We start from the raw sequence: 21,590 nt of genomic DNA, 5'->3' as shown, positions 1-21,590 counted from the left end.
GCCCGTATGTCGGGGACACACATGTCGGGGATACTGGGACCGCAGACGTAGAGGGAAAGGCCCACACAACGTGACTGAGATCGAGATCGGGCGCGGCAAGCGCGGCCGCAGGGCGTACGCGTTCGACGACATCGCCATCGTCCCGAGCCGGCGCACCCGGGACCCGAAGGAGGTCTCGATCGCCTGGCAGATCGACGCCTACCGGTTCGAGCTGCCGTTCCTGGCCGCCCCGATGGACTCGGTCGTGTCGCCGCAGACCGCGATCCGCATCGGTGAGCTCGGCGGTCTGGGCGTGCTCAACCTCGAAGGCCTGTGGACCCGGTACGAGGACCCGCAGCCGCTGCTCGACGAGATCGACCAGCTGGACGAGGACGCCGCCACCCGCCGCCTCCAGGAGATCTACGCGGCCCCGATCAAGGAAGAGCTGATCGGGCAGCGCATCAAGGAGGTGCGCGACTCCGGTGTGGTCACCGCGGCCGCCCTCTCGCCGCAGCGCACGGCGCAGTTCTCCAAGGCCGTCGTGGACGCGGGCGTCGACATCTTCGTCATCCGCGGCACGACCGTCTCGGCGGAGCACGTCTCGGGCGCGGCCGAGCCGCTCAACCTCAAGCAGTTCATCTACGAGCTGGACGTCCCGGTGATCGTCGGCGGCTGCGCCACGTACACCGCGGCCCTGCACCTGATGCGCACCGGCGCGGCCGGCGTCCTGGTGGGCTTCGGCGGCGGCGCCGCGCACACCACGCGCAACGTGCTCGGCATCCAGGTCCCGATGGCCACCGCCGTCGCCGACGTGGCCGCGGCCCGCCGTGACTACATGGACGAGTCCGGCGGCCGGTACGTGCACGTGATCGCGGACGGCGGTGTCGGCTGGTCCGGCGACCTGCCCAAGGCGATCGCCTGCGGCGCCGACGCCGTGATGATCGGCTCCCCGCTGGCCCGCGCCACGGACGCGCCCGGCAAGGGCCACCACTGGGGCATGGAGGCCGTCCACGAGGACGTGCCGCGCGGCAAGCTGGTCGACCTGGGCATCGTGGGCACCACCGAGGAGATCCTCACCGGCCCGTCGCACATCCCGGACGGCTCGATGAACTTCTTCGGCGCCCTGCGCCGCTCGATGGCCACCACCGGCTACAGCGAGCTCAAGGAGTTCCAGCGCGTCGAGGTGACGGTGGCGGACGCGCAGCACAAGCGCTGACGCCCGCCGTGCGCGTACGTCTCCCACGTACGTAGTACGTAAGTGAAAGGGCCCGGACCGTTCGACGGTCCGGGCCCTCTCGCGTGTACGGCGGTTACGCGGCGGCCTTCTTGGCGCCGGAGAACGCGGCGGCCGCGGCGATCGCGAAGAACAGGAACGTCATCGGGTCGGCGTCGGACTTCCAGGCCTCGTTCACGACGTCGAGGTGCTGGAACAGCAGTTCCGAGAGGCTGACGGGGAAGTGCTTGGAGATGAGGATGGCCTCACCGACCAGCTGGCCCGCGTAGACGGAGCCGAGGGCGAGGACCGCGCCGAGCACCGGCAGGGCGGGGTTGCGCCCGCCGACCTTGCCCGAGGCCCAGCCGATCAGGAAGCCGACACCGACGGCCGCGTAGCCGATCTCGTGCTTGGTGGCGCCGACGATCGCGCCGTAGACGCCCGCGCAGACGATGGCGGCGGCGATCGCGGTGATCAGCCCGCCGGCGAAGTTGTCGCGGACCGGGGCCGGCGGCGGGACAGGCGCGAAGCCCGGGAACTCCGGCTGGGGCTGCTGCTGCGGTGGCGGAAAGGACTGGCTCATCTTCGGATCCCCCCGAGGTAAGTGAACGCACGAGCCCGTGAATGCGCACGGCTGTGCGATCGGGCGACCCGAAGAGTAGCAACCGGCCGAGTGCGGCGGAGGCCGGATTTCAGAGTCGGTGCGCGGCGCCCCCGGGCGTGACGCCGCGGGTGTCGAGCAGTAGTTGGGCCTTGACCGACAGCCCCTGGAGGTCGTACGTGCGGTGCTGCTGGAGCAGCACCGTGAGGTCGGCGTGGGCGGCGGCCTCGTAGAGCGAGTCCGCGCGCGGTACGGGCTGGTCGCGCACGCGCCAGTCCGGGACGTACGGGTCGTGGTAGCTCACCGCCGCGCCGAGGTCGATGAGCCGCCCCGCGATCTCGGCGGCCGGGGAGCCCTCCAGATCGGCGAGGTCGGGCTTGTAGGTGACGCCGAGCAGCAGTACGCGCGCGCCCCGGGCGGACTTGCCGTGCTCGTTCAGGAGCGTGGTGGAGCGCTGGATGACGTACTGCGGCATGTGCGCGTTGATCTCCCGGGCCAGCCCCACCATCCGCAGGCCCGTGTATGGCAGCGGGGTCGGGTCGAGCGGCACGCCGTGGCCGCCGACGCCCGGACCCGGGCGGAACGGCTGGAAGCCGAACGGCTTGGTCTCGGCGCACCGGATCACGTCCCACAGGTCCACGCCCATGTCGTGGCAGAGCACCGCCATCTCGTTGACCAGCGCGATGTTGACCTGGCGGTAGTTGGTCTCCAGGAGCTTGGCCATCTCGGCCTCGCGGGTGCCGCGCGCGCGGACGACCTTGTCGGTGATCCGGCCGTAGAACGCGGCGGCGGACTCGGTGCAGGCGGGGGTGAGACCGCCGATGACCTTGGGGGTGGTGGCGAAGCCGTGGGTGCGGCTGCCGGGTTCGAGGCGGCCGGGGGAGTATGCGAGGTGGAAGTCGCGCCCGGCCCGCAGCCCCGAGCCTTCTTCGAGCAGCGGGCGCAGGAAGTCCTCGGTGGTGCCGGGGTAGGCGGCGGACTCCAGGATCACCGTGGTGTGCGGGCGCAGCCGGGCCGCGAGCGTGCGGGCCGCGTCGGCGACGGCGCCGAGGTCCAGGGTCCGGTCCGCGCCGAGCGGGGTGGGGGCGCAGATCACGGCGGTACGGACCCGGCCGAGCTCGGCCGGGTCGGTGGCGGTCTTGAAGCCCCCCGAGAGCATCCGGCGCAGCTCGGCGGCGGTCAGGGCGCCGTCGACCGGGGGGCGGCCCGCGCGGAGTTCGGCGAGGACGCGGGGGTCGGTGTCATGGCCGACGGTCTCGATGCCGGCGGCGGCAGCGGCCTGGGCGAGGGGCAGGCCGAGGTGGCCGAGTCCGATGACAGCGAGGTCTGCGGGCATCCGGGTGACCGTCCTTCCCATAACCGGAGGGGACATGGCGCGCAAGCCCTGTGGACAGAACAGGCGGACGCAATGTCAGACTAAGAGTAAATATGACCGTTATGCCGTATTGCGGGCCCGGGGTTGCCCGAGTGTTGTCCACAGGCGGTGGCCGATGTCGGTGGTCGCGTCCAGAATCGAGTGTGTGAGCCAGACCACCCCGATCAACGGGAGGCATCCGTGAGGACAGCGACACTGGGACCGGTGCAGCGCGCCGAGGCGCTCGCCGCGATGGCAGAGCGCGAGCTCGACGTGCTGGTCGTCGGCGGCGGGGTGGTCGGCGCGGGCACCGCGCTGGACGCCGTGACCCGAGGGCTCTCGACCGGCATCGTCGAGGCGCGGGACTGGGCCTCGGGCACGTCCAGCCGGTCGAGCAAGCTGATCCACGGCGGGCTGCGCTATTTGGAGATGCTGGACTTCGCGCTGGTCCGTGAGGCGCTGAAGGAGCGCGGACTGCTCCTGGGGCGCCTCGCCCCGCACCTGGTGAAACCGGTGCCGTTCCTCTACCCGCTCCAGCGCAAGGGATGGGAGCGGTGGTACGCGGGATCGGGCGTGGCGTTGTACGACGCGATGTCGGTCTCGTCCGGCCACGGCCGGGGCCTGCCGGTCCACCGCCACCTATCCCGCCGCAGCGCGCTGCGGGTCGCGCCCTGCCTGAAGAGGGAAGCGCTGGTCGGGGCGCTGCAGTACTACGACGCGCAGATGGACGACGCCCGCTTCGTGGCCACACTGGTGCGGACGGCCGCGAGTTACGGGGCGCAGGCCGCCAACCGGGCCCGGGTGACCGGGTTCCTGCGCGAGGGTGAGCGGGTGGTCGGGGCGCGGGTGCGCGACGTGGAGGGCGGCGGGGAGTACGAGATCCGCGCCAAACAGATCGTCAACGCGACGGGGGTGTGGACGGACGACACCCAGGCGATGGTCGGCGAGCGCGGCCAGTTCCACGTCCGGGCCTCCAAGGGCATCCATCTGGTGGTGCCCAAGGACCGGATCCACTCCACGACCGGGCTCATCCTGCGCACCGAGAAGTCGGTGCTCTTCGTGATCCCCTGGGGGCGCCACTGGATCGTGGGCACGACCGACACGGACTGGGACCTGGACAAGGCCCACCCCGCCGCCTCCAGCGCGGACATCGACTACCTCCTCGAACACGTCAACTCGGTACTCGCGGTGCCTCTGACCCGGGACGACGTCCAGGGGGTCTACGCGGGCCTGCGTCCGCTGCTCGCCGGGGAGTCGGACGCCACCAGCAAGCTCTCCCGCGAGCACACGGTGGCGCACCCGGTGCCGGGCCTCGTGGTCATCGCCGGTGGCAAGTACACGACGTACCGGGTGATGGCGAAGGACGCGGTGGACGAGGCGGTGCACGGCCTGGACCAGCGGGTCGCGGACTGCGTCACCGAGGACGTGCCCCTGCTCGGCGCGGAGGGCTACCGGGCGCTGTGGAACGCGCGCGCGAGGATCGCCGCGCGCACCGGGATCCATGTGGTCCGCGTGGAGCACCTGTTGAACCGGTACGGATCGCTGACCGAGGACCTCATCGAGCTGATCGTGGCCGACCCGTCGCTGGGGGAGCCGCTCGGCGCGGCGGAGGACTATCTGCGGGCCGAGATCGTCTACGCCGCCTCGCATGAGGGCGCCCGCCACCTCGATGACGTCCTGACCCGGCGCACCCGGATCTCCATCGAGACCTTCGACCGGGGCACGCGGTCGGCCCGGGAGTGCGCGGAGCTGATGGCGCCGGTCCTCGGTTGGGACAAGAAGCAGATCGAGAAGGAGGTGGAGCACTACGAGAAGAGGGTGGAGGCGGAGCGCGAGTCGCAGCGCCAGCCGGACGACCTGACGGCGGACGCGGCGCGGCTGGGGGCGCCGGACATCGTGCCGATCTAGGGAGAAACCGGGGCGACGGACAAGCCCTGGCGGACAGTCGGGCAGAACTCGGCGTCGAGTAGCGAGAGTTCGAGGGAGGGGCTGATGGCGATGTCCGTGTTGATGCGGAAAACGGCGGTGTGGCGGCCGTCGGCGGTGGCCGCCGCGCGGACCAGGCTGCCGGATATATGCCCGTTGTGGCCCCAGACGGTGAGGCCGCAGGAGAGCCGCTGCGGGTAGACACCGAGGCCGTAGACGCCGTGGGTGGCGGCGGTGTCGAGCAGTTCGCGCTGCTGGGGCGCGGGCAGCAGGGCACCGCCGAGCAGGGCCGCGTAGAAGCGGCTCAGATCGGCGAGGGTCGATATGAGTTCACCGGCGGCGCCGGCCCGGCGCGGGTCGAGGTCGGTGACGTCGCGGCCGTCGGGGGAGTACGCGCGGCTGTGCGGGGTGGGGAGCGTGGTGCGGGCACCCGGGAAGGAGGTGCCGGTGAGACGGAGGGGGGTGATGATGCGGCGTTCGGCCTCGGTGGCATACGTATGGCCGGTGACCTGCTGAACGACCATGCCGAGGACGACGTAGTTGGTGTTGGAGTAGGCGTAGGTACCGAGCGGCCTGGGGGAGTGGGCGAGCGCGGTGCGGACGGCTTGTGAGGGGGTGAGTGGAACCGGGACGGTGCTGTCGGCCGTGTAGGGGAACAGACCGCTGGTGTGGGAGAGCAAGGAGCGCAGGGTGAGGTGGCGGCCGTCGTTTCCATGGCCGCGTATCAGGCCCGGCAGATGCTGTTCCACCGGGTCGTCGAGGCGCAGCCTGCCCTCGGCGGCGAGCTGGAGCACCACCGTCGCGACGAAGGACTTGGTGACGCTGCCCGCCCGGAAGCGGTCGTCGCGGCCGAGCCCGGATCCGGCCGTGCCGAAGCGGGAGCGGTGGCCGTCGTCGGTGAGCAGCGCGGCGGCCGGGGCGCCCGTACCGTCGATCAGCCGTGCCAGCGCTGTGGCCTGCGGGTCTTTCAGGCCGGCGTGGTCCGGGCGGCCCGGCTCGCCCGGCAGCATCGGCGTGCCCAGACCGCAGAGCGCCACGGTCAGGGGCACGGCGAGCAGTGCCCGGAGTGTCGGCATGGTGGTGGTCCCCCTTCCGGAGCCATCTTGGCGGACGGCGGACCCGGGACAATCATTGGTCCCGACGTGAGAGACAATGGACGCTCTGCCAGGGCGGGTGCCGCTCCCCCGGGGGCCAACCCCCGGACCCCCGGCAGGAGAAGCAGGTCGGAGCGGTGAACCGGGCCGCCTCACGAGGCAAGTTGCGGGGAACCGTCGGCCGGGACGCGGTCGGTGCGGGCGCGGATCAGGGATCGCAGAGGGGACGCATGTCGGAGGCGGAGCAGTCGCGGGAGCCCCAGCGGGACGAGCGGAAGGAGTCCGGCGGTAAAGCCGAGGGCCGGCTCCTGGCCGATCGGTACCGGCTCGGGGATGTGCTCGGCCGTGGAGGCATGGGTACGGTCTGGCGTGCCGTCGACGAGACGCTGGGCCGTACCGTCGCCGTCAAGGAGCTGCGCTTTCCCAGCAGCATCGACGACGAGGAGAAGCGCCGGCTGATCACGCGCACCCTGCGCGAGGCCAAGGCGATCGCCCGGATCCGCAACACCAGCGCGGTGACGGTCTACGACGTCGTGGACGAGGACGACCGGCCGTGGATCGTCATGGAGCTCGTCGAGGGCAAGTCGCTCGCCGAAGCTGTGCGCGAGGACGGGGTGCTGACGCCGCGCCGGGCCGCGGAGGTCGGGCTCGCCATCCTCGACGTGCTGCGCTCCGCCCACCGCGAGGGCATCCTGCACCGCGATGTGAAGCCGTCCAACGTGCTGATCGCCGAGGACGGCCGGGTCGTGCTCACCGACTTCGGCATCGCCCAGGTCGAGGGCGACCCGTCCATCACCTCGACGGGCATGCTCGTCGGCGCGCCCTCGTACATCTCGCCGGAGCGCGCCCGCGGCCACAAGCCCGGCCCGGCCGCCGACCTGTGGTCGCTGGGCGGCTTGCTCTACGCGTGCGTGGAGGGCGTCCCGCCGTACGACAAGGGCTCCGCGATCGCGACGCTCACCGCGGTGATGACCGAGCCGGTGGACCCGCCGACGAACGCGGGACCGCTCCTGGAGAAGGTCATCTACGGGCTGCTCGCCAAGGACCCCGAGCAGCGGCTCGACAACGAGGCGGCGCGTGCGCTGCTCACCGAGGTGCTCCACGCCCCGGAGCAGACCGTGCGGGCGCAGCCGGTGTCGTCCGAGGTGACCCGCGTCGTCGCGCTGCCCCCCGTGCCCGGCGAGCCCAAGGGCGACGCGGGTGCCAAGGCCAAGGAGGTGGCCGACGCGGCCGCCGACCGGATGCGCGGCGCGTTCAAGTCCGTGCGGAACGCGGCGGCGGCCGCGCAGACCACGGCCAAGGAGAAGGCGAAGGACAAGGCGGCGGCCAGGACGGCCGCCAAGCCGCTCGACTCCGCCGGGTCGGCGTCCGTCGCGCCGTCGGCGCCGTCCGGGCCGCCCGCGCCGGTGCGGGCCCCGCTCACCGATGTCGTCCCGCGCCGGACGCTGGTGATCATCGCGGTCGTGGCGGCGCTGGCCGTGCTCGGGACCGTGCTCGCGGTCGCGTTCAGCGGCGGCGATGACGACAAGGGCAAGGGCGGCAAGAGCGACAACAAGGCGTCGAGCGGCGCCACCGCGGGCGGCGACGGCAGCGGCAAGGGCAAGACAGGCGGCGCCCAGGGCACCGGTCAGGGCAACGGCCAGCAGCAGGGACAGGGGCAGACCCAGACCCAGGGCCAGAGCGGCGGCAGGACCTCCACATCCCCCCAGACCCCCGGGCCCGGGTCCGGTTCCGGGTCCGGTTCCGGTTCCGGGGGCAACGGGGCGGGCGCCGGGCTGCCCAGCGGGTATTCCACGGTCACCGACGCCGACTTCCACTTCTCCATGGCCATGCCCGCCGGGTTCCACCGCACCGGCATAGCCGGGTCCAACTCCGGCGGCATATACAGCGCCAACGGCGGCTTCCCGCGCATCCAGGTCGACTTCAACGCCAAGCCGACCGACGACGCCCGGCGGGCCTGGCTGGAGCTCGCCGGCGCGGTCGCCGGGAGCAGCAGTAACTACCACCTGCTGGGCATCCAGAAGGTCGACTACAAGGGGTACCCGACGGTCGCCGACTGGCAGTTCGAGCGGGACCAGAGCGGCGAGCGGGTACGGATACTCAACCGCGGCTTCAAGGTCGACGGGTCGCACGGCTACGCCATCATGGTCACCTGCAAGACGGCCGAGTGGGACGCCGACGCGTGCGCGACGCTGCGCAAGACGGCGTTCGACACGTTCAGCCCCAAGGACTGAGCAGGCCACGTATCGTGAGAGCTCGCGGACCGTACGCAGCCACAATGGGCCGGTAATCGACCGGAATTGACGGGTTCGGGGGAACAGCGCGCTGTGGGGAGGCGTCGTGGACGACTACGCGGGTCGGGTGCTCGCTGACCGCTACCGGCTGCCGCTGCCTTCCTCCGACGAGTACGAGCCGTTCGAGACCCGGGCTTTCGACACCTACAGCGGCCAGGAAGTCCTGGTGCGGCAGGTGCCGTTGCCGGAGGTCGTGGACGCGGAGGTGCAGGGCGCGGACGGGCGGTACGGGGACGGGTACGGCGACGGAGCGGCGCGGCGGCCCGCGGACCCCGCCCTGCGGCGTGCGATCGAGGCGGCCCAGGCGGCCGCGCAGATCCCCGACCACCCCCGGCTCGACCAGGTCTTCGACGTCTTCGCGGAGGACGGCTCGCTGTGGATCGTCAGCGAGCTCGTCATGGCCCGGCCGCTGGCCGCGCTCCTCGCCCAGCAGCCGATGGCGCCGTACCGGGCGGCGGAGGTCGCCTCCGACGTACTGACCGCGCTGCGCGTGCTGCACGCGCACGGCTGGACGCACCGCAACATCACCGAGCGCACGGTGTTGATATGCGACGACGGCCGCGTGATGCTGACCGGCCTGGCGGCCGGCGCGGCGGAGGAGGCGCTCTGCGGCTACGTGGTGATGCCGCCGCCGCTCGGTGAGGAGAGCGACGACTTCGGCGTGCCGGGGGCGACGGGGGCGGCTGACGACGCCGAGGCCGCGTGGTCGGGTGCCCCGGACTCGGGCCCGGGCTCCGCAGGCTCCCCGGGCTCCGCAGGCTCCCCGGACTTCGGCGGCCCGGACGCGCCCGGCGACCTCTACGACGACCGGGACCGGTCCTCCGGCACTCCGGACCGGCTGCCCGGCGACCCGTACGGAGCCCCCTACGGCGGCCCTGACCGGCCCGCCGCCGACCCCGGCCGCCCCGCCGGGACTCACCCCGACACGCACCTCGGCCCGGCCGCCCAGGCGGCCCCCGCGCCGCACCCCGCCCCCCTGCCCTCGACCAGAGCGCCGGCTCTGCCCGCGGGGTGGTCTCCGGCGGGGCCGAGCGGCGAGGAGCAGGGTGGTGGCCGGGGCGGGCAGCCGGGGGCTGAGCAGGGCGGGGCGCCCGCGTCCCGTTCCGGGGCGTCCTCGGAGGTCGCGCGGGCCGGGGCCATCGCGGCGTACCGGGCCGGGGCGCGGGCCGCCGCGCGCGTGGGCGACGACGGGGCCGCGCTGCCGGTGCCGCGGCCCGAGCTCACCCAGGCCGAGCTGGAGGGCGTCTGGCGCGACGCCGCCGACCGGGGCATGTACGACCCGGTGAGCGGTACCCGGGTGCCGCGTACGCCTGCGGGGGCAGCGGGGACGTCCTCGGCGGCCAGTCCGTACGCCGTGGAGGAGGGCCCGGACTCGGGGCGTACGCGGCGTGCGTACGACCCGGTCACCGGGCGCTGGGTCGCGCGCCCCGCGCAGCCCAGCCCGACCGGCGCCCACCCCGAGACCTCCGCCCACCCGACGGACACGCACCCCGAGACCCCGCACGCCCAACGCCCCCATGCCCCGACCCCGCACCCCCAACTCCCGCGTCTCGAAGTCCCGCACGCGCAGCCCACGCAGCCCGCGCACTCCGACGCGTCCCGGACCGGCGGGCACCCCCGGCCTCCCGCCACCACCGGGCCGCGGCCCTCCGCCGAGCCGCGGCCCGCGCTCCCGCACGCGACCGGGGCCGGGGCCGAGGCGTTGCGGGCCGATGCCCAGCGGCAGACGCATGTCAGCGCGCCCGTGCCCGCCCGGGAGGGCGGCTGGGAGGCGGCCGTGCCCCAGCGGCACGGGGGCGGGTACCGGGGCCCCGCCACGCGGCTCGCCGCCGAGCGGGCGCGGCAGACGCGGATCGCCGTCGTCGGGGCCGTCACCGAGCGGTGGGCGCCCGAGCAGGCCGGGCCCGTGCACGAGAACTGGCGCCTGGCGCCACCGATCGGGCCCGCCACCGATCTGTGGGCGCTGGGCGCGCTGCTCTTCCGGGCCGTGCAGGGGCACGCGCCGTACCCGGAGGAGAGCGCCGTCGAGCTGGTGCAGATGGTGTGCGGCGAGCCGCCCGCGTTCGCCGAGGAGTGCGGCCCGCTGAGGCCGGTCGTCGAGTCGCTGCTGCGCCAGGACCCCACCGAGCGCCCGGACTTCGAGGAGCTGCGCGGCTGGCTGCGCTCGATCGTGCGGTCCGCGCCCGAGCCGGACGCGGGCACCGAGGTCGTCCCGCTGCCCGCGCCCGACGCGACCCGGCTGCCGATCGTGCGCCGCCGGGGCGAGCTCGTCCGGCGCCGTCGCGGGGCCTCCGGTGAGCACGGCCGCCACCGCCAGCAGCGGCGTACGCAGCCCCGCAGGCCCGAGCGGCGGCCCGCGCCCGAGGTGTCCGAGGGGCCGCGTCAGGCCAGGCTGCGCTCGGCGGAGTCCCGCACGCCCAAGTCCCGCCAGTCCGCCACGCGTGCGCGTACGCGCGCGCCCCGCTCGCTCGGCCGCACCCTCGTCCTGCTCGTCCTGTTACTCCTGGCCGCCGCGCTCGCGTACGCCGTGTTCTTCATGCCCAAGTCCGGGACGAAGGACAAGGGCAGGGCCGACAACGGGGGCGCCCCGTCGGCCCGTACGAGTACGAGCGCGCCGACGCCCAGCACCTCTCCTCGCAGTGGTACGCCCTCGACGCCGCGGACGCAGACCACCGCGCCCGGCGGACAGCCGCCCGCCAAGGGGTATGTGCTGCGCACCGACCCTGAGGGGTTCCGGACCGCGGTCGATCCCTCCTTCCAGCGGCGGCCCATCAACGACGCCGGACAAGTCCGTTATGTCGGTGGCGACTTCACTCTGCTCCTGGTGCCCGGCCGGGACGCGGTCAAGGACGTCGGCGACGACCCGCTCGCGTACCAGCGGGACAAGGAGCGCGAGCTCCAGCCGTTCCGGGACTCGGCCTGGGCCACCGCGACGGGGCTGCGGCGGGTCGACATTGGCCGGAAAGTGACTGCCGAGGGGCAGTTCACCTGGCGGGACAGCACTGGCCGGACAGTTTACGTACGCAATCAAGTCATGGTTATCAATGGCCGATATCACCTCGTCGTGGTCATCGGTCCGGAGCCGCAGCGGGACAAGGTGACGGAGATCTACACCCAGGCCACGGCCGCTTACAGCGCCACTCGTTGACGCTTCACAGGTTGCCTCAGACACATACCTCTTGGTAGGTGCGGCACAAGGTGCCCCCGAGGTTCCCTGGCCGGAATCCGCTCCGTAACCTTGCCCCTTAAGGACCGGCCGGGCGGGGGACGTGGAACAGAACCAGAGCAACAGCGGCAAGGGCGCGGAAGCGGTGGCGACAGGGCTGCTGCTGGCCGGGCGCTACCGGCTCGGCGACACCATCGGCCGCGGCGGCATGGGCAAGGTCTGGCGCGCCCACGACGAGGTCCTGCACCGCACGGTGGCAGTCAAGGAGCTGACCGCCGCGCTGTACGTGGCGGAGGCCGACCGCGTCGTGCTGCACGCGCGTACGCAGAAGGAGGCGCGGGCCGCGGCCCGCATCACCCACCCCGGGGTGGTCACCGTCCATGACGTGCTCGACCACGACAACCGCCCCTGGATCGTGATGCAGTACGTCGACGGGCCCTCGCTCGCCGACGCCGTGAAGGCCTCCGAGACCGGGCGGATCGAGGCCCGCGAGGCCGCCCGCATCGGACTGCACGTCCTGGGCGCCCTGCGCGCCGCGCATGCCGCGGGCGTGCTGCACCGCGACGTCAAGCCCGGCAACGTGCTGCTCGCCCGGGACGCGCGCGTGCTGCTCACGGACTTCGGGATCGCCGCCATCGAGGGCGACGCCACGATCACCCGGACCGGTGAACTCGTCGGCTCCATCGACTATCTGGCGCCCGAGCGGGTACGAGGAGGACAGCCCGGTCCCGCCTCCGACCTGTGGTCCCTCGGCGCCACGCTGTACGCGGCCGTCCAGGGCGAGTCGCCCTTCCGCCGCTCCTCGCCCATCTCCACCATGCAGGCGGTGGTGAACGAGGAGCCGCCGCCCGCCACGCACGCGGGCGCGCTGGCGCCGGTGATCACGGCACTGCTTCGCAAGGAGCCCGAGGACCGCCCCTCGGTCGAAGAGGCCGAGCGGATGTTCCTGGAGGCGATGGAGGGACGCGAGCCGAAGGCGGCGCACGAGTACGTGCCGACCCGTCAGGTCTCCGAGTCCGAACTGCGGGCCGCCACGGCCCCGGCGGGGACCTCCGGGACGGTTCGCACCCCCGCTCCCGAGGCGGTCGCTCCCGCCCCCGCTCCCGCCCGCCCCGCCCCCAGAAGGCGCGGGCGGACCATCGCCCTGGTGGTCGCGCTCGCTGCCGTCCTCGGCGGTGCGGCCGGTCTCGCCGCCCTGAAGTACCGCGACAGCGGCGGCGGCTCGGCGACCACCACCACGACCCGTTCGCCGGTCGCCAAGCCGGACAAGACGGCCAAGGGCGACGCGTCCGTGCCCGACGGCTGGAAGCGGGTGAAGGACCCGGCCGGGTTCAGCCTCTTCGTGCCGGAGGGCTGGCGGCGCCAGATGTTCGGGAAGGAGACCGACTACACGCCGGACAACGGCCGTCACTACATACGCGTCAGCATCGGCAAGCCCGACTTCGAGAACCCGTACACGCACCAGCTGGACCTGGAGAAGACGCTGAAGAAGCGGGTGCCCACGTACCAGCGGGTGATGCTGAAGCCGAACACTTTCCGGGATCAGGTGAACTCCTCGCTCTGGGAGTTCACCTTTGTGGAGAAGACGCGCTTCCCGGGCAAGCGGCACGCGATTGACCAGATGTACTTCGCCGACAACGGCGCTGTCGAGTACGCGATCTACATGTCCGGGCCGGAGTCCGACTGGGCGACCACCCGCGAGCAGTTCGACACGGTGCTGCGCGGCTGGCGGCCGCCGCCGCTGAACTGAGCGGACGCGCGCCCCCGTCGCGCGCCCCCGCCCCTCGCGCCCGCCCCCTCTTCCCGCGCCCGCCCGGTCGATTCCGTCTCGTGACCTCGCACCCCGCTCCGGCGCGGCCCCGTGCGGCATGATGGCCACAGGACCAATGAGCGAGGGGAAGCGGTGCCCGCACCAGCCAGTGATCCGCGTGGTGGCGCGGCCGAGGACCGTCTCATCGCCGGGCGTTACCGGCCGACGGCCCGGCTCGGCCGTGGTGGCATGGGCACCGTCTGGCGCGCCACCGACCAGCTCCTGGGCCGCCAGGTCGCCGTCAAGGAGCTGCACCTCGACGGCGGCGCCCCCGCCACCGCGGCGCTGCGCGAGGCGCGTGCCGTGGCGCAGTTCAAGCATCCGCACGTCATCGTCGTCCACGACGTCGTCGAGCAGGACGGGCGCTCGTACATCGTGATGGAGCTGGTCGAGGGCGGCTCGCTCGCCGACCGGCTGCGCGGCAGCGGCCCGGTCGACGCCCGCGAGGCGGCCCGGATCGGCATCGCGCTGCTGGGCGCGCTGAGCACCGCACACCGCCAGGGCGTGCTCCACCGCGACCTCAAGCCCGCCAACGTCCTCCTGGAGGAGGGCACCGGCCGGGTCGTGCTCACCGACTTCGGCATCGCGCAGCTGCCGGGGTCCACCACGATCAGCGAGGACGGGGCCTTCGTCGGCTCGCCCGAGTACACCTCGCCTGAGCGGATGCAGGGCGGCGCCGCCGGGCCCGAGTCCGATCTGTGGTCCCTCGGCGTGCTGCTGTGCGCCGCCCTGAGCGGCGAATCCCCTTTCCGCCGCGACTCGTTGGGCGGCGTGCTGCACGCGGTGGTCACCGACGAGATCCGCCCGCCGCAGGCCGCCGAACCGCTGCTGCCGGTCGTGCGCGGACTGCTTGAGCGCGACCCCGGGCGCAGGCTCGCCGCCGACGAGGCGCGGGAGCTGCTGCGCGCGTACGTGGCGACCGGCTCCACCCCCGTCGCGCCGAGGCACTACACACCGACCGAGCGGGTCGCCGTGGCGCAGCCGGGGAGCGGGTCCCGGACCAGGACCGCGCTGATCGCGGCGGCCCTGGTCGTCGTCCTCGGCGGCGCGGGCGCGACCGCCGCGGTGCTGCTGAGCGACGACGACGGCGGACGGGCCCGGGTCACGGCGGGCGGCGGCGGGACGACGGCGACGGTCACCGCGTCCTCCTCGGTGAAGCCGGGGCCGCCCGGCCCCACGGTGACGGTCACGCGCGCCGACGAGCCGGCCCCGGCCGGCACCGCCCCCGCCGGGTACCGCCACGTCCGCGACCCGGACGGCTTCCGCCTCACGGTCCCGGCGGGCTACGTCCGTACCACCGACGACAGGCGCGTCTTCTACGTGTCGCCGGACGGGGCCTTCCGGCTGGGCATCCGGCTGCAGAACTCCGTCTCCGGCGGCCCGCTCGGCATCATGCGGGACGCCGACGCCAACGGGCCCTCCACCAACCCCGGGTACCGGGGCGGCAAGGTCGTCGCCACCACCCACCAGGGCCATGACGCGGCACTGTGGGAGTTCAGCTGGAACGGCTTCAGCACCACCGAGGGGCCCCGGCACACCTACGACGAGTGCTGGGACGAGAACGGGAAGATGTACGACGTGTGGGTCTCTGCGCCGGTCGCGCGGCTCGACGAGGCCAAGCGGCACTTCGACACCGCGCTCGACTCCTTCACGCCGTCGGCCTGATCCGTCCGCCTCCGCCCGTGGCCGTGTCACGGGTCCGCATCCCTCACGCCCCTCGGTTGGTGCCGGCACGGGCCGTTCGACAGGATGTGCGCATGACGAACGATGGGGGACGGGCACACGAGCCCACCAGCTACGACCTCCGGCCGCCGCAGTCCGTACCGCAGGAGCAGCCGGTGCCCGGGCGGCCGGCCGTACCGCGGCAGTACGAGGCGACGCAGGAGGTCGTCGGCGGAGACGGGAAGCCGGGGTCCGGCGCGGGCCGGATCCTCGGTGGCCGCTACCGGCTCGTCGACCGCCTCGGCCACGGCGGGATGGGCACGGTCTGGCGGGCCCACGACGAGGTGGTGGACCGCGACGTGGCGGTCAAGGAGCCGCTCGTGCCGGACCACTTGGGCGAGCGCGAGCGGACCACGGTCCATCTGCGGATGCAGCGTGAGGCGCGGGCCGCCGCCCGGATCGACCACCCCTCCGTGGTCACCGTGCACGATGTGGTCGTCGAGGACGGCAAGCCGTGGATCGTCATGGAGCTGGTGCGCGGCCACTCGATGGCCGACCGGCTCCAGGAGGGCACCCTCGACCTCCGCGAGGCCGCCCGGATCGGGCTCGCGGTGCTCGGCGCGCTCTCCGCCGCGCACGAGGCGGGCGTCCTGCACCGCGATGTGAAGCCCGCCAACGTCCTGCTGGGGCGCGGCGACCGGGTCGTGCTGACCGACTTCGGCATCGCCCAGGTCGAGGGCGAGCAGGGCCTCACCGAGACCGGGGGGTTCGTCGGCTCGCCCGAGTACATCGCCCCGGAGCGGGTGCTCGGCCAGCGGCCGGGCCCGGAGTCCGACCTCTGGTCGCTCGGTGTGGTGCTGTACGCGGCGGTCGAGGGCGTGTCCCCGTACCGGCGCAGCAACACCCCCGCCACCCTCCAGGCGGTCCTGTCCGCCGAGCCGCAGATGCCGGCGAGGGGCTCGGGCGCCTTCGGCACGCTGGTGATGCAGCTGCTGCGCAAGGACCCGGCGGCCCGCCCGGCGCCCGCCGAGATCCGCCAGACCCTGGAGTCGTTCGCCCACCCGGCGCCCGCCTCGGCCGCGGCGACCCGGCTGCTCGCCGACGCGGGTGCGGGCCCGGCCGGGGGCCTGCGCGCCTGGGTCCCGCCGGTCCTGGCCCGCAGCCGGCGCGCCCGGTACGGCCTGGGCGGCGGGGTGCTCGCGGTGGCGGCCGCGCTGGTGCTCGCCCTCGTCCAGCCGTTCAGCGGCGAAGGGCTGCCGTCCGGCTGGCAGGTGCGGCCGGAGACCGAAGTGCTCGGCGCGGACGTGGCGGTGCCCGGCGACTACAGGCGGGCGCAGCCCGAGAAGATCGGAGACGCGCTCGCGTACTACGACCCCAGCGGCATCTTCGAGATCGACTTCTGGCGCACCGACCCCGAGAGCGAGAAGGACGCGGTCGGGCGCTCGGCCACCGACTGGGAGGCGTACTACGCCGAAGGCGGTCACGCGAAGACGGAGATGAAGGACGCCGACGTGACCTCCAAGAAGACCAGGTTCCAGGGCAACGAGGCCGCCGAGCTGGTCACCGACTACGTTCCGTACAGCACTTCGTCGAGTGACACCGACCCGTACCACTTCAAGTACTTCGAGCTGCTCGTCCCCGGCGAGGGCTCGACCTACTGGAAGATGCGGGTGAAGGCACCCGCCGAAGGACAGGCCGCGCAGGACGGCGAAAAGCTGTTCGCACAGGTGCGTGACGGGCTGAAAATACACAACCTCTGAGGCGGTTCTCCGGGCACAACGCGCTGATCAGCGCTTATGTCGCCAGTGGTCGCTGGCGCGGTGGTGAGGGTTCCGAAAAGTGTTACCGGCGGGTACCCAAACCGCCGTGCCCGGCATACGCTCGCTCCCATGACGGACTCGCAGGCCACGCCCACCAGCACCCGTACGAACCCGGTCGCCGCCGCCCCGGCGGGCGCCCGCACCGCCGCCGATGTGGTCACCCCGGAGGTGGTCGCCAAGCTCACCCGGGGAGTGGCCGGCTCCGGTCGTACGGCCAACCACACGCCGTTCACCGGCGAGAAGCTGGCGGACCTGCCCGAGTCCACGCCCGACGATGTCGCCGGGGCCTTCGCCCGCGCCCGCGCGGCCCAGCCCGCCTGGGCCGCGACCCCGGCCCGGCAGCGCGCCGCCGTCCTGCTGCGCTTCCACGACCTGGTCCTCGACCGCCAGGCCGAGGTCCTCGACCTCATCCAGCTGGAGACCGGCAAGGCCCGCCTCCACGCGCACGAGGAGGTCCAGGCCGTCGCCGTGGCCGCGCGCCACTACGGCCGCAAGGCGCCCGCGTATCTGCGGCCCAAGCGGCACACCGGCGTGGTGCCGACCCTCACCAAGGTCACCGAACTGCGCCAGCCGCGCGGGGTGGTGGGGCAGATCGCGCCCTGGAACTACCCGTTCGAGCTGTCCGTCGGCGACGCGCTGCCCGCCTTCGTCTCCGGCAACGCCGTGGTGATGAAGCCCGACACCGAGACCGCGCTCACCGCGCTGTGGGCCCGTGACCTCCTGATAGAGGCCGGGCTGCCCGCCGAGGTGTTCCAGGTGGTGCTCGGTGAGGGCCCGGTCGTCGGTCCCGAGGTCGTCAAGCACGCCGACTACGTCTCCTTCACCGGCTCGACCCGCACCGGCCGCGAGGTCGCCCAGGGCGCGGCGGCCCGACTGGTCGGCGTCTCGCTGGAGTTGGGCGGCAAGAACGCGATGCTGGTGCTGCGCGACGCCGATGTGGAGAAGGCGGCGGCCGGAGCGGTCCGCGCCTGCTTCTCCTCGGCGGGCCAGCTCTGCATCTCCATCGAGCGGCTGTACGTCCACGAGTCGGTCGCGGACGCCTTCGTCGAGCGGTTCGCCGCCCGCACCAAGGCGATGCGGCTCGGCAACTCCCTCGCGTACGGCGCCGACATGGGCTCGCTGGTCGGCGAGCGCCAGCTGGAGACCGTGACCCGGCACGTCGAGGAGGCCGTCGCCAAGGGCGCCCGGCTGGTCGCGGGCGGCGTCGCCCGCCCCGACATCGGCCCGCTCTTCTACGAGCCGACGATCCTCGACGGGGTCGAGGCCCCGATGGCCGTCTGCACCGAGGAGACCTTCGGCCCGGTCGTCTCCATCTACCGGTTCACCGACGAGGACGAGGTGATCGAGGCCGCCAACGCGACCCCGTACGGCCTCAACTCCTCGGTCTGGACGAAGGATTCGCGGCGCGGCCACGAGGTCGCCGCGCGGCTGCGCACCGGCACGGTCAACATCAACGAGGGGTACGCCCCGGCGTACGGCAGCGTCCAGTCCCCGATGGGCGGCATGAAGGACTCCGGCCTCGGCCGCCGCCACGGCTCCGAGGGCATCCTCAAGTACACCGAGGCCCAGACCGTCGCCCAGCAGCGGATCCTGCCGCTCGCGCCGTCGTTCGGGATGGACGACGAGAAGTACGCCGCGTTCATGAGCCGCAGCCTCAAGGCGATGAAGGCCCTGCGCCTGCGCTGACCCCCTCCGCTTCCCGTTCCGCCCCGCCCTTTCTGTTTCGTACGAGGAGAGCCGATGCCCCAGGAGACGCGCGCCCGGAACCAGGGACTCCCGGAAGACGACGAGGCGTACGACTACGACGTGCTGGTCGTCGGCTCCGGCTTCGGAGGCTCGGTGACGGCCCTGCGCCTGACCGAGAAGGGCTACCGGGTGGGGGTCCTGGAGGCGGGCCGGCGCTTCACGCCCGCCACGCTGCCCAAGAACTCCTGGGACATCAAGAACTATCTCTGGGCGCCGAAGCTGGGGATGTACGGGATCCAGCGCATCCATCTGCTCGGCAACGTGATGGTGCTCGCGGGCGCGGGCGTCGGCGGCGGGTCGCTGAACTACGCCAACACCCTCTACGTACCGCCGAAGCAGTTCTTCGACGACCCGCAGTGGAAGGACATCACCGACTGGCAGGAGGAGCTGACCCCGTACTACGAGCAGGCCAAGCGCATGCTCGGGGTCCGGCTCAACCCGACCATGACCCCCTCCGACGTCCACCTCAAGGCCGCCGCGCAGCGGATGGGCGTGGGTGACACCTTCCACATGGCGCCAGTGGGCGTCTTCTTCGGGGACGGGGAGGACGCGGAGGGCACGGTGAAGGCGAGGCCGGGGGAGTCGGTCGCCGACCCGTACTTCGGCGGCGCGGGCCCGGCTCGCAAGGCGTGCACCGAGTGCGGCGAGTGCATGACGGGCTGCCGCCACGGCGCGAAGAACACCCTCAACGAGAACTACCTCTACCTCGCCGAGAAGGCGGGCGCGGTGGTGCACCCGATGACGACGGCCGTCTCGGTCACCGACGACTCGCAGGGCGGGTACGCGGTCGCCACGCTGCCCACGGACAACCGCAAGAAGGGCGCGGGCCGCCTCTTCAAGGCGCGGCGCGTCGTGATCGCGGCCGGGACGTACGGCACCCAGACCCTGCTGCACCGGATGCGCTCGGGCGGCCAGCTGCCGTACGTGTCCAAGCGGCTCGGTGAGCTGACCCGCACCAACTCCGAGGCGCTGGTGGGGGCGCAGACCAACAACCGCCGCTACCGCAAGGCGCACGGCGCGGCCAAGGCGGACTTCACCCGTGGCGTCGCCATCACGTCCTCGGTCCACCCCGACGAGAACACCCACATCGAGCCGGTCCGCTACGGCCGGGGCTCGAACGCGATGGGCGGCATGTCGATCCTCCAGGTGCCGTACGCGGAGGGCTCCTCGGCGGCGCTGGGCTGGCTGGCGAACGCGGTGAAGCACCCGGGGCTGCTTGCCCGCTCGCTCAGCAACCACCGCTGGTCGGAGCGGACCATCATCGGCCTCGTCATGCAGTCCCTGGACAACTCGCTGACGACGTATCTGAAGCCGGACGGCGTCGGCAAGGGCCTGCTCACCGCCCGTCAGGGCCACGGCGCGCCCAACCCGAAGCAGATCCGGGCGGCCTCCCGGGCGGCGACCGAGCTCGCCGCCGAGATCAACGGCTTCGCCGGCTCGAACGTCGGCGAGCTGATGGGCACCCCGCTGACCGCGCACTTCCTGGGCGGCTGCCCGATCGGCGCGTCGGCGGAGGAGGGCGTGATCGACCCGTACCACCGCCTCTACGGGCACCCGGGCATCTCGGTGGTCGACGGCGCCGCCGTCTCGGCGAACCTGGGCGTCAACCCGTCGCTGACGATCACGGCGCAGGCCGAGCGGGCGATGTCGCTGTGGCCGAACAAGGGCGAGGCCGACCCGCGCCCGGCCCAGGGCCAGCCGTACGTACGGGTCGAGGCCGTGGCGCCGAAGGCTCCGGCGGTCCCGGCGGACGCGTTCGGCGCGCTGCGGCTGCCGTTCCTGGGGATGCCGGCGGTGCCGCCGAAGAGCGCCGAGTAGGTCAACTTCGGCCAAACGGAAACGAGGAGCGCTGCACCCCCCTCCGAGTGCAGCGCTCCTCGCTCGTCCGTGGGCCGCGCGCCGAACAAGGCGGGGCCGTTGGTTCCACAGGGATGACCTGCCAATCCTGTCAATGGTTGTCCCAGGACTCACAGAATTCTTATGTGCTCCCTGTCACACCGGTGGCGCGGGAGCGTTCGAATCACGCCAAAAGCGGAGGACAGGGCAACCGGTCGGCAGCGGCCGCGTCCGGACAGCACGAAGGGCCCCGCATCGGGTCATCCGTCCTGGGGATGGCTCGCGGGGGGCCTTGGCCGTGAGCACCGACGTCAGGGCGGCGTCTGTGCTGCGGGAGGTGGCGCCGGGGGTAGCGCCGCTGGTGGACGAGCGCCGGGTGGCCGGTCCCGGCGCGCCGGGGCGCGCGGGTGGTATCGACCACTGACGGTCGCTCTGTGCAGTGATGGGGTGACGTGTCGCTGCATCGTGAAGGGTGGGCTGCGGAGCGCACAACCGTCTGGGCCGGATGCGGCCGGCCCCGGGCGTCCCCGGAGCCGACCGCTTTTAAGGGGTGACCGGGCTGCTGTCCCCTGCCGACCGGTCACGCGCGCTGGGGCGAGGTCCCACGACGTGCCAGTCAGCACGTCACACGCTCCAGCGGAGCCACGCGTGGTTTTTTCGGGCCCGCCCCTGGCTGACACGGACACCCTGCCCAACGAAGCGGGGCACCGGCCGGTCACGGCGCCGGACGGGTGAGGCTGTGCCGAACTCAGATCCGGCCCCGGCAGAGCTCCAGCATCGTCATCGCGAGCGCGGTGCCGGGCTTGCCGAGGGCGTCGCGGTAGTGGGCGAGGACCTCCATCTCGCGGTTCAGGTTCACCCGGCGCCCGCCGGAGGCGATCCGGGACTCCTGGATGACGGCCGAGACGGCCATCCGTTCCTGGATCAGGCCGATGATGCGGTCGTCGATCGCGTCGATGCGCTCCCGGGCGCCGGTGATCACGGAGGCGGCCTCGTCGGTGCGGGCGCCGGTCTTTTCGATCTGGGTGACAGACATGTGTGGGGCTCCTCGGGTGTCGGGTGCCCCGGAGCGGCAAGGCCCGGAAATGA

General features: G+C 73.0%; 14 protein-coding genes. 10 read left to right on the top strand and 4 right to left on the bottom strand.

From position 1 onward, the window contains the following. The first annotated feature begins 70 nt into the window (after window positions 1-70). The gene (locus tag ACZ499_RS16705; RefSeq protein ID WP_468411310.1) at window positions 71-1,195 is read left to right on the top strand and encodes a GuaB3 family IMP dehydrogenase-related protein; all 1,125 of its coding nucleotides are present in this window, start codon (window positions 71-73) and stop codon (window positions 1,193-1,195) included. A 94-nt stretch (window positions 1,196-1,289) separates the two neighbouring features. Here ACZ499_RS16705 and ACZ499_RS16700 read toward each other — a convergent pair whose 3' ends face one another. Together ACZ499_RS16700 and ACZ499_RS16695 are read right to left on the bottom strand one after the other, a co-directional pair. Further along, window positions 1,290-1,775, bottom strand: a complete 486-nt coding sequence (locus tag ACZ499_RS16700) for a hypothetical protein (protein WP_385546962.1) — start codon at window positions 1,773-1,775, stop codon at window positions 1,290-1,292. Window positions 1,776-1,884: 109 nt separating this feature from the next. Continuing rightward, window positions 1,885-3,129, bottom strand: coding sequence for a nucleotide sugar dehydrogenase (locus ACZ499_RS16695; RefSeq protein ID WP_468675698.1), 1,245 nt, complete (start codon window positions 3,127-3,129; stop codon window positions 1,885-1,887). Between the two features lie 219 nt (window positions 3,130-3,348). On the opposite strand from ACZ499_RS16695, the gene ACZ499_RS16690 reads away from it, so the two are divergent. Continuing rightward, window positions 3,349-5,055 (top strand): glycerol-3-phosphate dehydrogenase/oxidase, encoded by a 1,707-nt coding sequence (locus ACZ499_RS16690; protein ID WP_468675696.1) that lies wholly within the window; start codon window positions 3,349-3,351, stop codon window positions 5,053-5,055. Here ACZ499_RS16690 and ACZ499_RS16685 read toward each other — a convergent pair. Beyond that, window positions 5,052-6,149, bottom strand: a complete 1,098-nt coding sequence (locus ACZ499_RS16685; protein ID WP_468675695.1) for a serine hydrolase domain-containing protein — start codon at window positions 6,147-6,149, stop codon at window positions 5,052-5,054. The genes ACZ499_RS16690 and ACZ499_RS16685 overlap by 4 nt on opposite strands. A 248-nt stretch (window positions 6,150-6,397) precedes the next feature. On the opposite strand from ACZ499_RS16685, the gene ACZ499_RS16680 reads away from it, so the two are divergent. From ACZ499_RS16680 to ACZ499_RS16645, 8 genes are all read left to right on the top strand, one after another. After that, window positions 6,398-8,401: a serine/threonine-protein kinase gene (locus ACZ499_RS16680; protein ID WP_468675692.1), complete on the top strand. Its 2,004-nt coding sequence runs from the start codon at window positions 6,398-6,400 to the stop codon at window positions 8,399-8,401. A 106-nt stretch (window positions 8,402-8,507) separates the two neighbouring features. Next, entirely contained in the window at window positions 8,508-11,609 is a 3,102-nt protein-coding gene (locus ACZ499_RS16675) for a protein kinase (RefSeq protein ID WP_468675689.1), read from the top strand. A gap of 178 nt (window positions 11,610-11,787) precedes the next feature. Beyond that, complete coding sequence (locus tag ACZ499_RS16670) at window positions 11,788-13,377, top strand: serine/threonine-protein kinase (RefSeq protein ID WP_468675809.1); 1,590 nt, start codon at window positions 11,788-11,790, stop codon at window positions 13,375-13,377. A 153-nt stretch (window positions 13,378-13,530) separates the two neighbouring features. Next, the gene (locus ACZ499_RS16665; protein ID WP_468675687.1) at window positions 13,531-15,102 is read left to right on the top strand and encodes a serine/threonine-protein kinase; all 1,572 of its coding nucleotides are present in this window, start codon (window positions 13,531-13,533) and stop codon (window positions 15,100-15,102) included. 92 nt (window positions 15,103-15,194) lie between these two features. Then, window positions 15,195-16,859, top strand: a complete 1,665-nt coding sequence (locus tag ACZ499_RS16660) for a serine/threonine-protein kinase (RefSeq protein WP_468675686.1) — start codon at window positions 15,195-15,197, stop codon at window positions 16,857-16,859. Between the two features lie 129 nt (window positions 16,860-16,988). Beyond that, on the top strand, window positions 16,989-18,605 hold the full coding sequence (locus tag ACZ499_RS16655; protein WP_468675684.1) for a succinic semialdehyde dehydrogenase: 1,617 nt from the start codon (window positions 16,989-16,991) through the stop codon (window positions 18,603-18,605). Window positions 18,606-18,659: 54 nt separating this feature from the next. Further along, on the top strand, window positions 18,660-20,483 hold the full coding sequence (locus tag ACZ499_RS16650; RefSeq protein WP_468675682.1) for a GMC family oxidoreductase N-terminal domain-containing protein: 1,824 nt from the start codon (window positions 18,660-18,662) through the stop codon (window positions 20,481-20,483). Between the two features lie 316 nt (window positions 20,484-20,799). Then, on the top strand, window positions 20,800-20,925 hold the full coding sequence (locus ACZ499_RS16645) for a hypothetical protein (protein WP_468675680.1): 126 nt from the start codon (window positions 20,800-20,802) through the stop codon (window positions 20,923-20,925). 324 nt (window positions 20,926-21,249) lie between these two features. Here ACZ499_RS16645 and ACZ499_RS16640 read toward each other — a convergent pair whose 3' ends face one another. Then, entirely contained in the window at window positions 21,250-21,537 is a 288-nt protein-coding gene (locus tag ACZ499_RS16640; protein WP_468675679.1) for a chorismate mutase, read from the bottom strand. Window positions 21,538-21,590 lie beyond the last annotated feature (53 nt).

Source organism: Streptomyces sp. NPDC031265, assembly GCF_055570295.1.
Note: the sequence above shows the minus strand (reverse complement) of the source record. Positions and strands in the feature narration are given on the sequence as shown.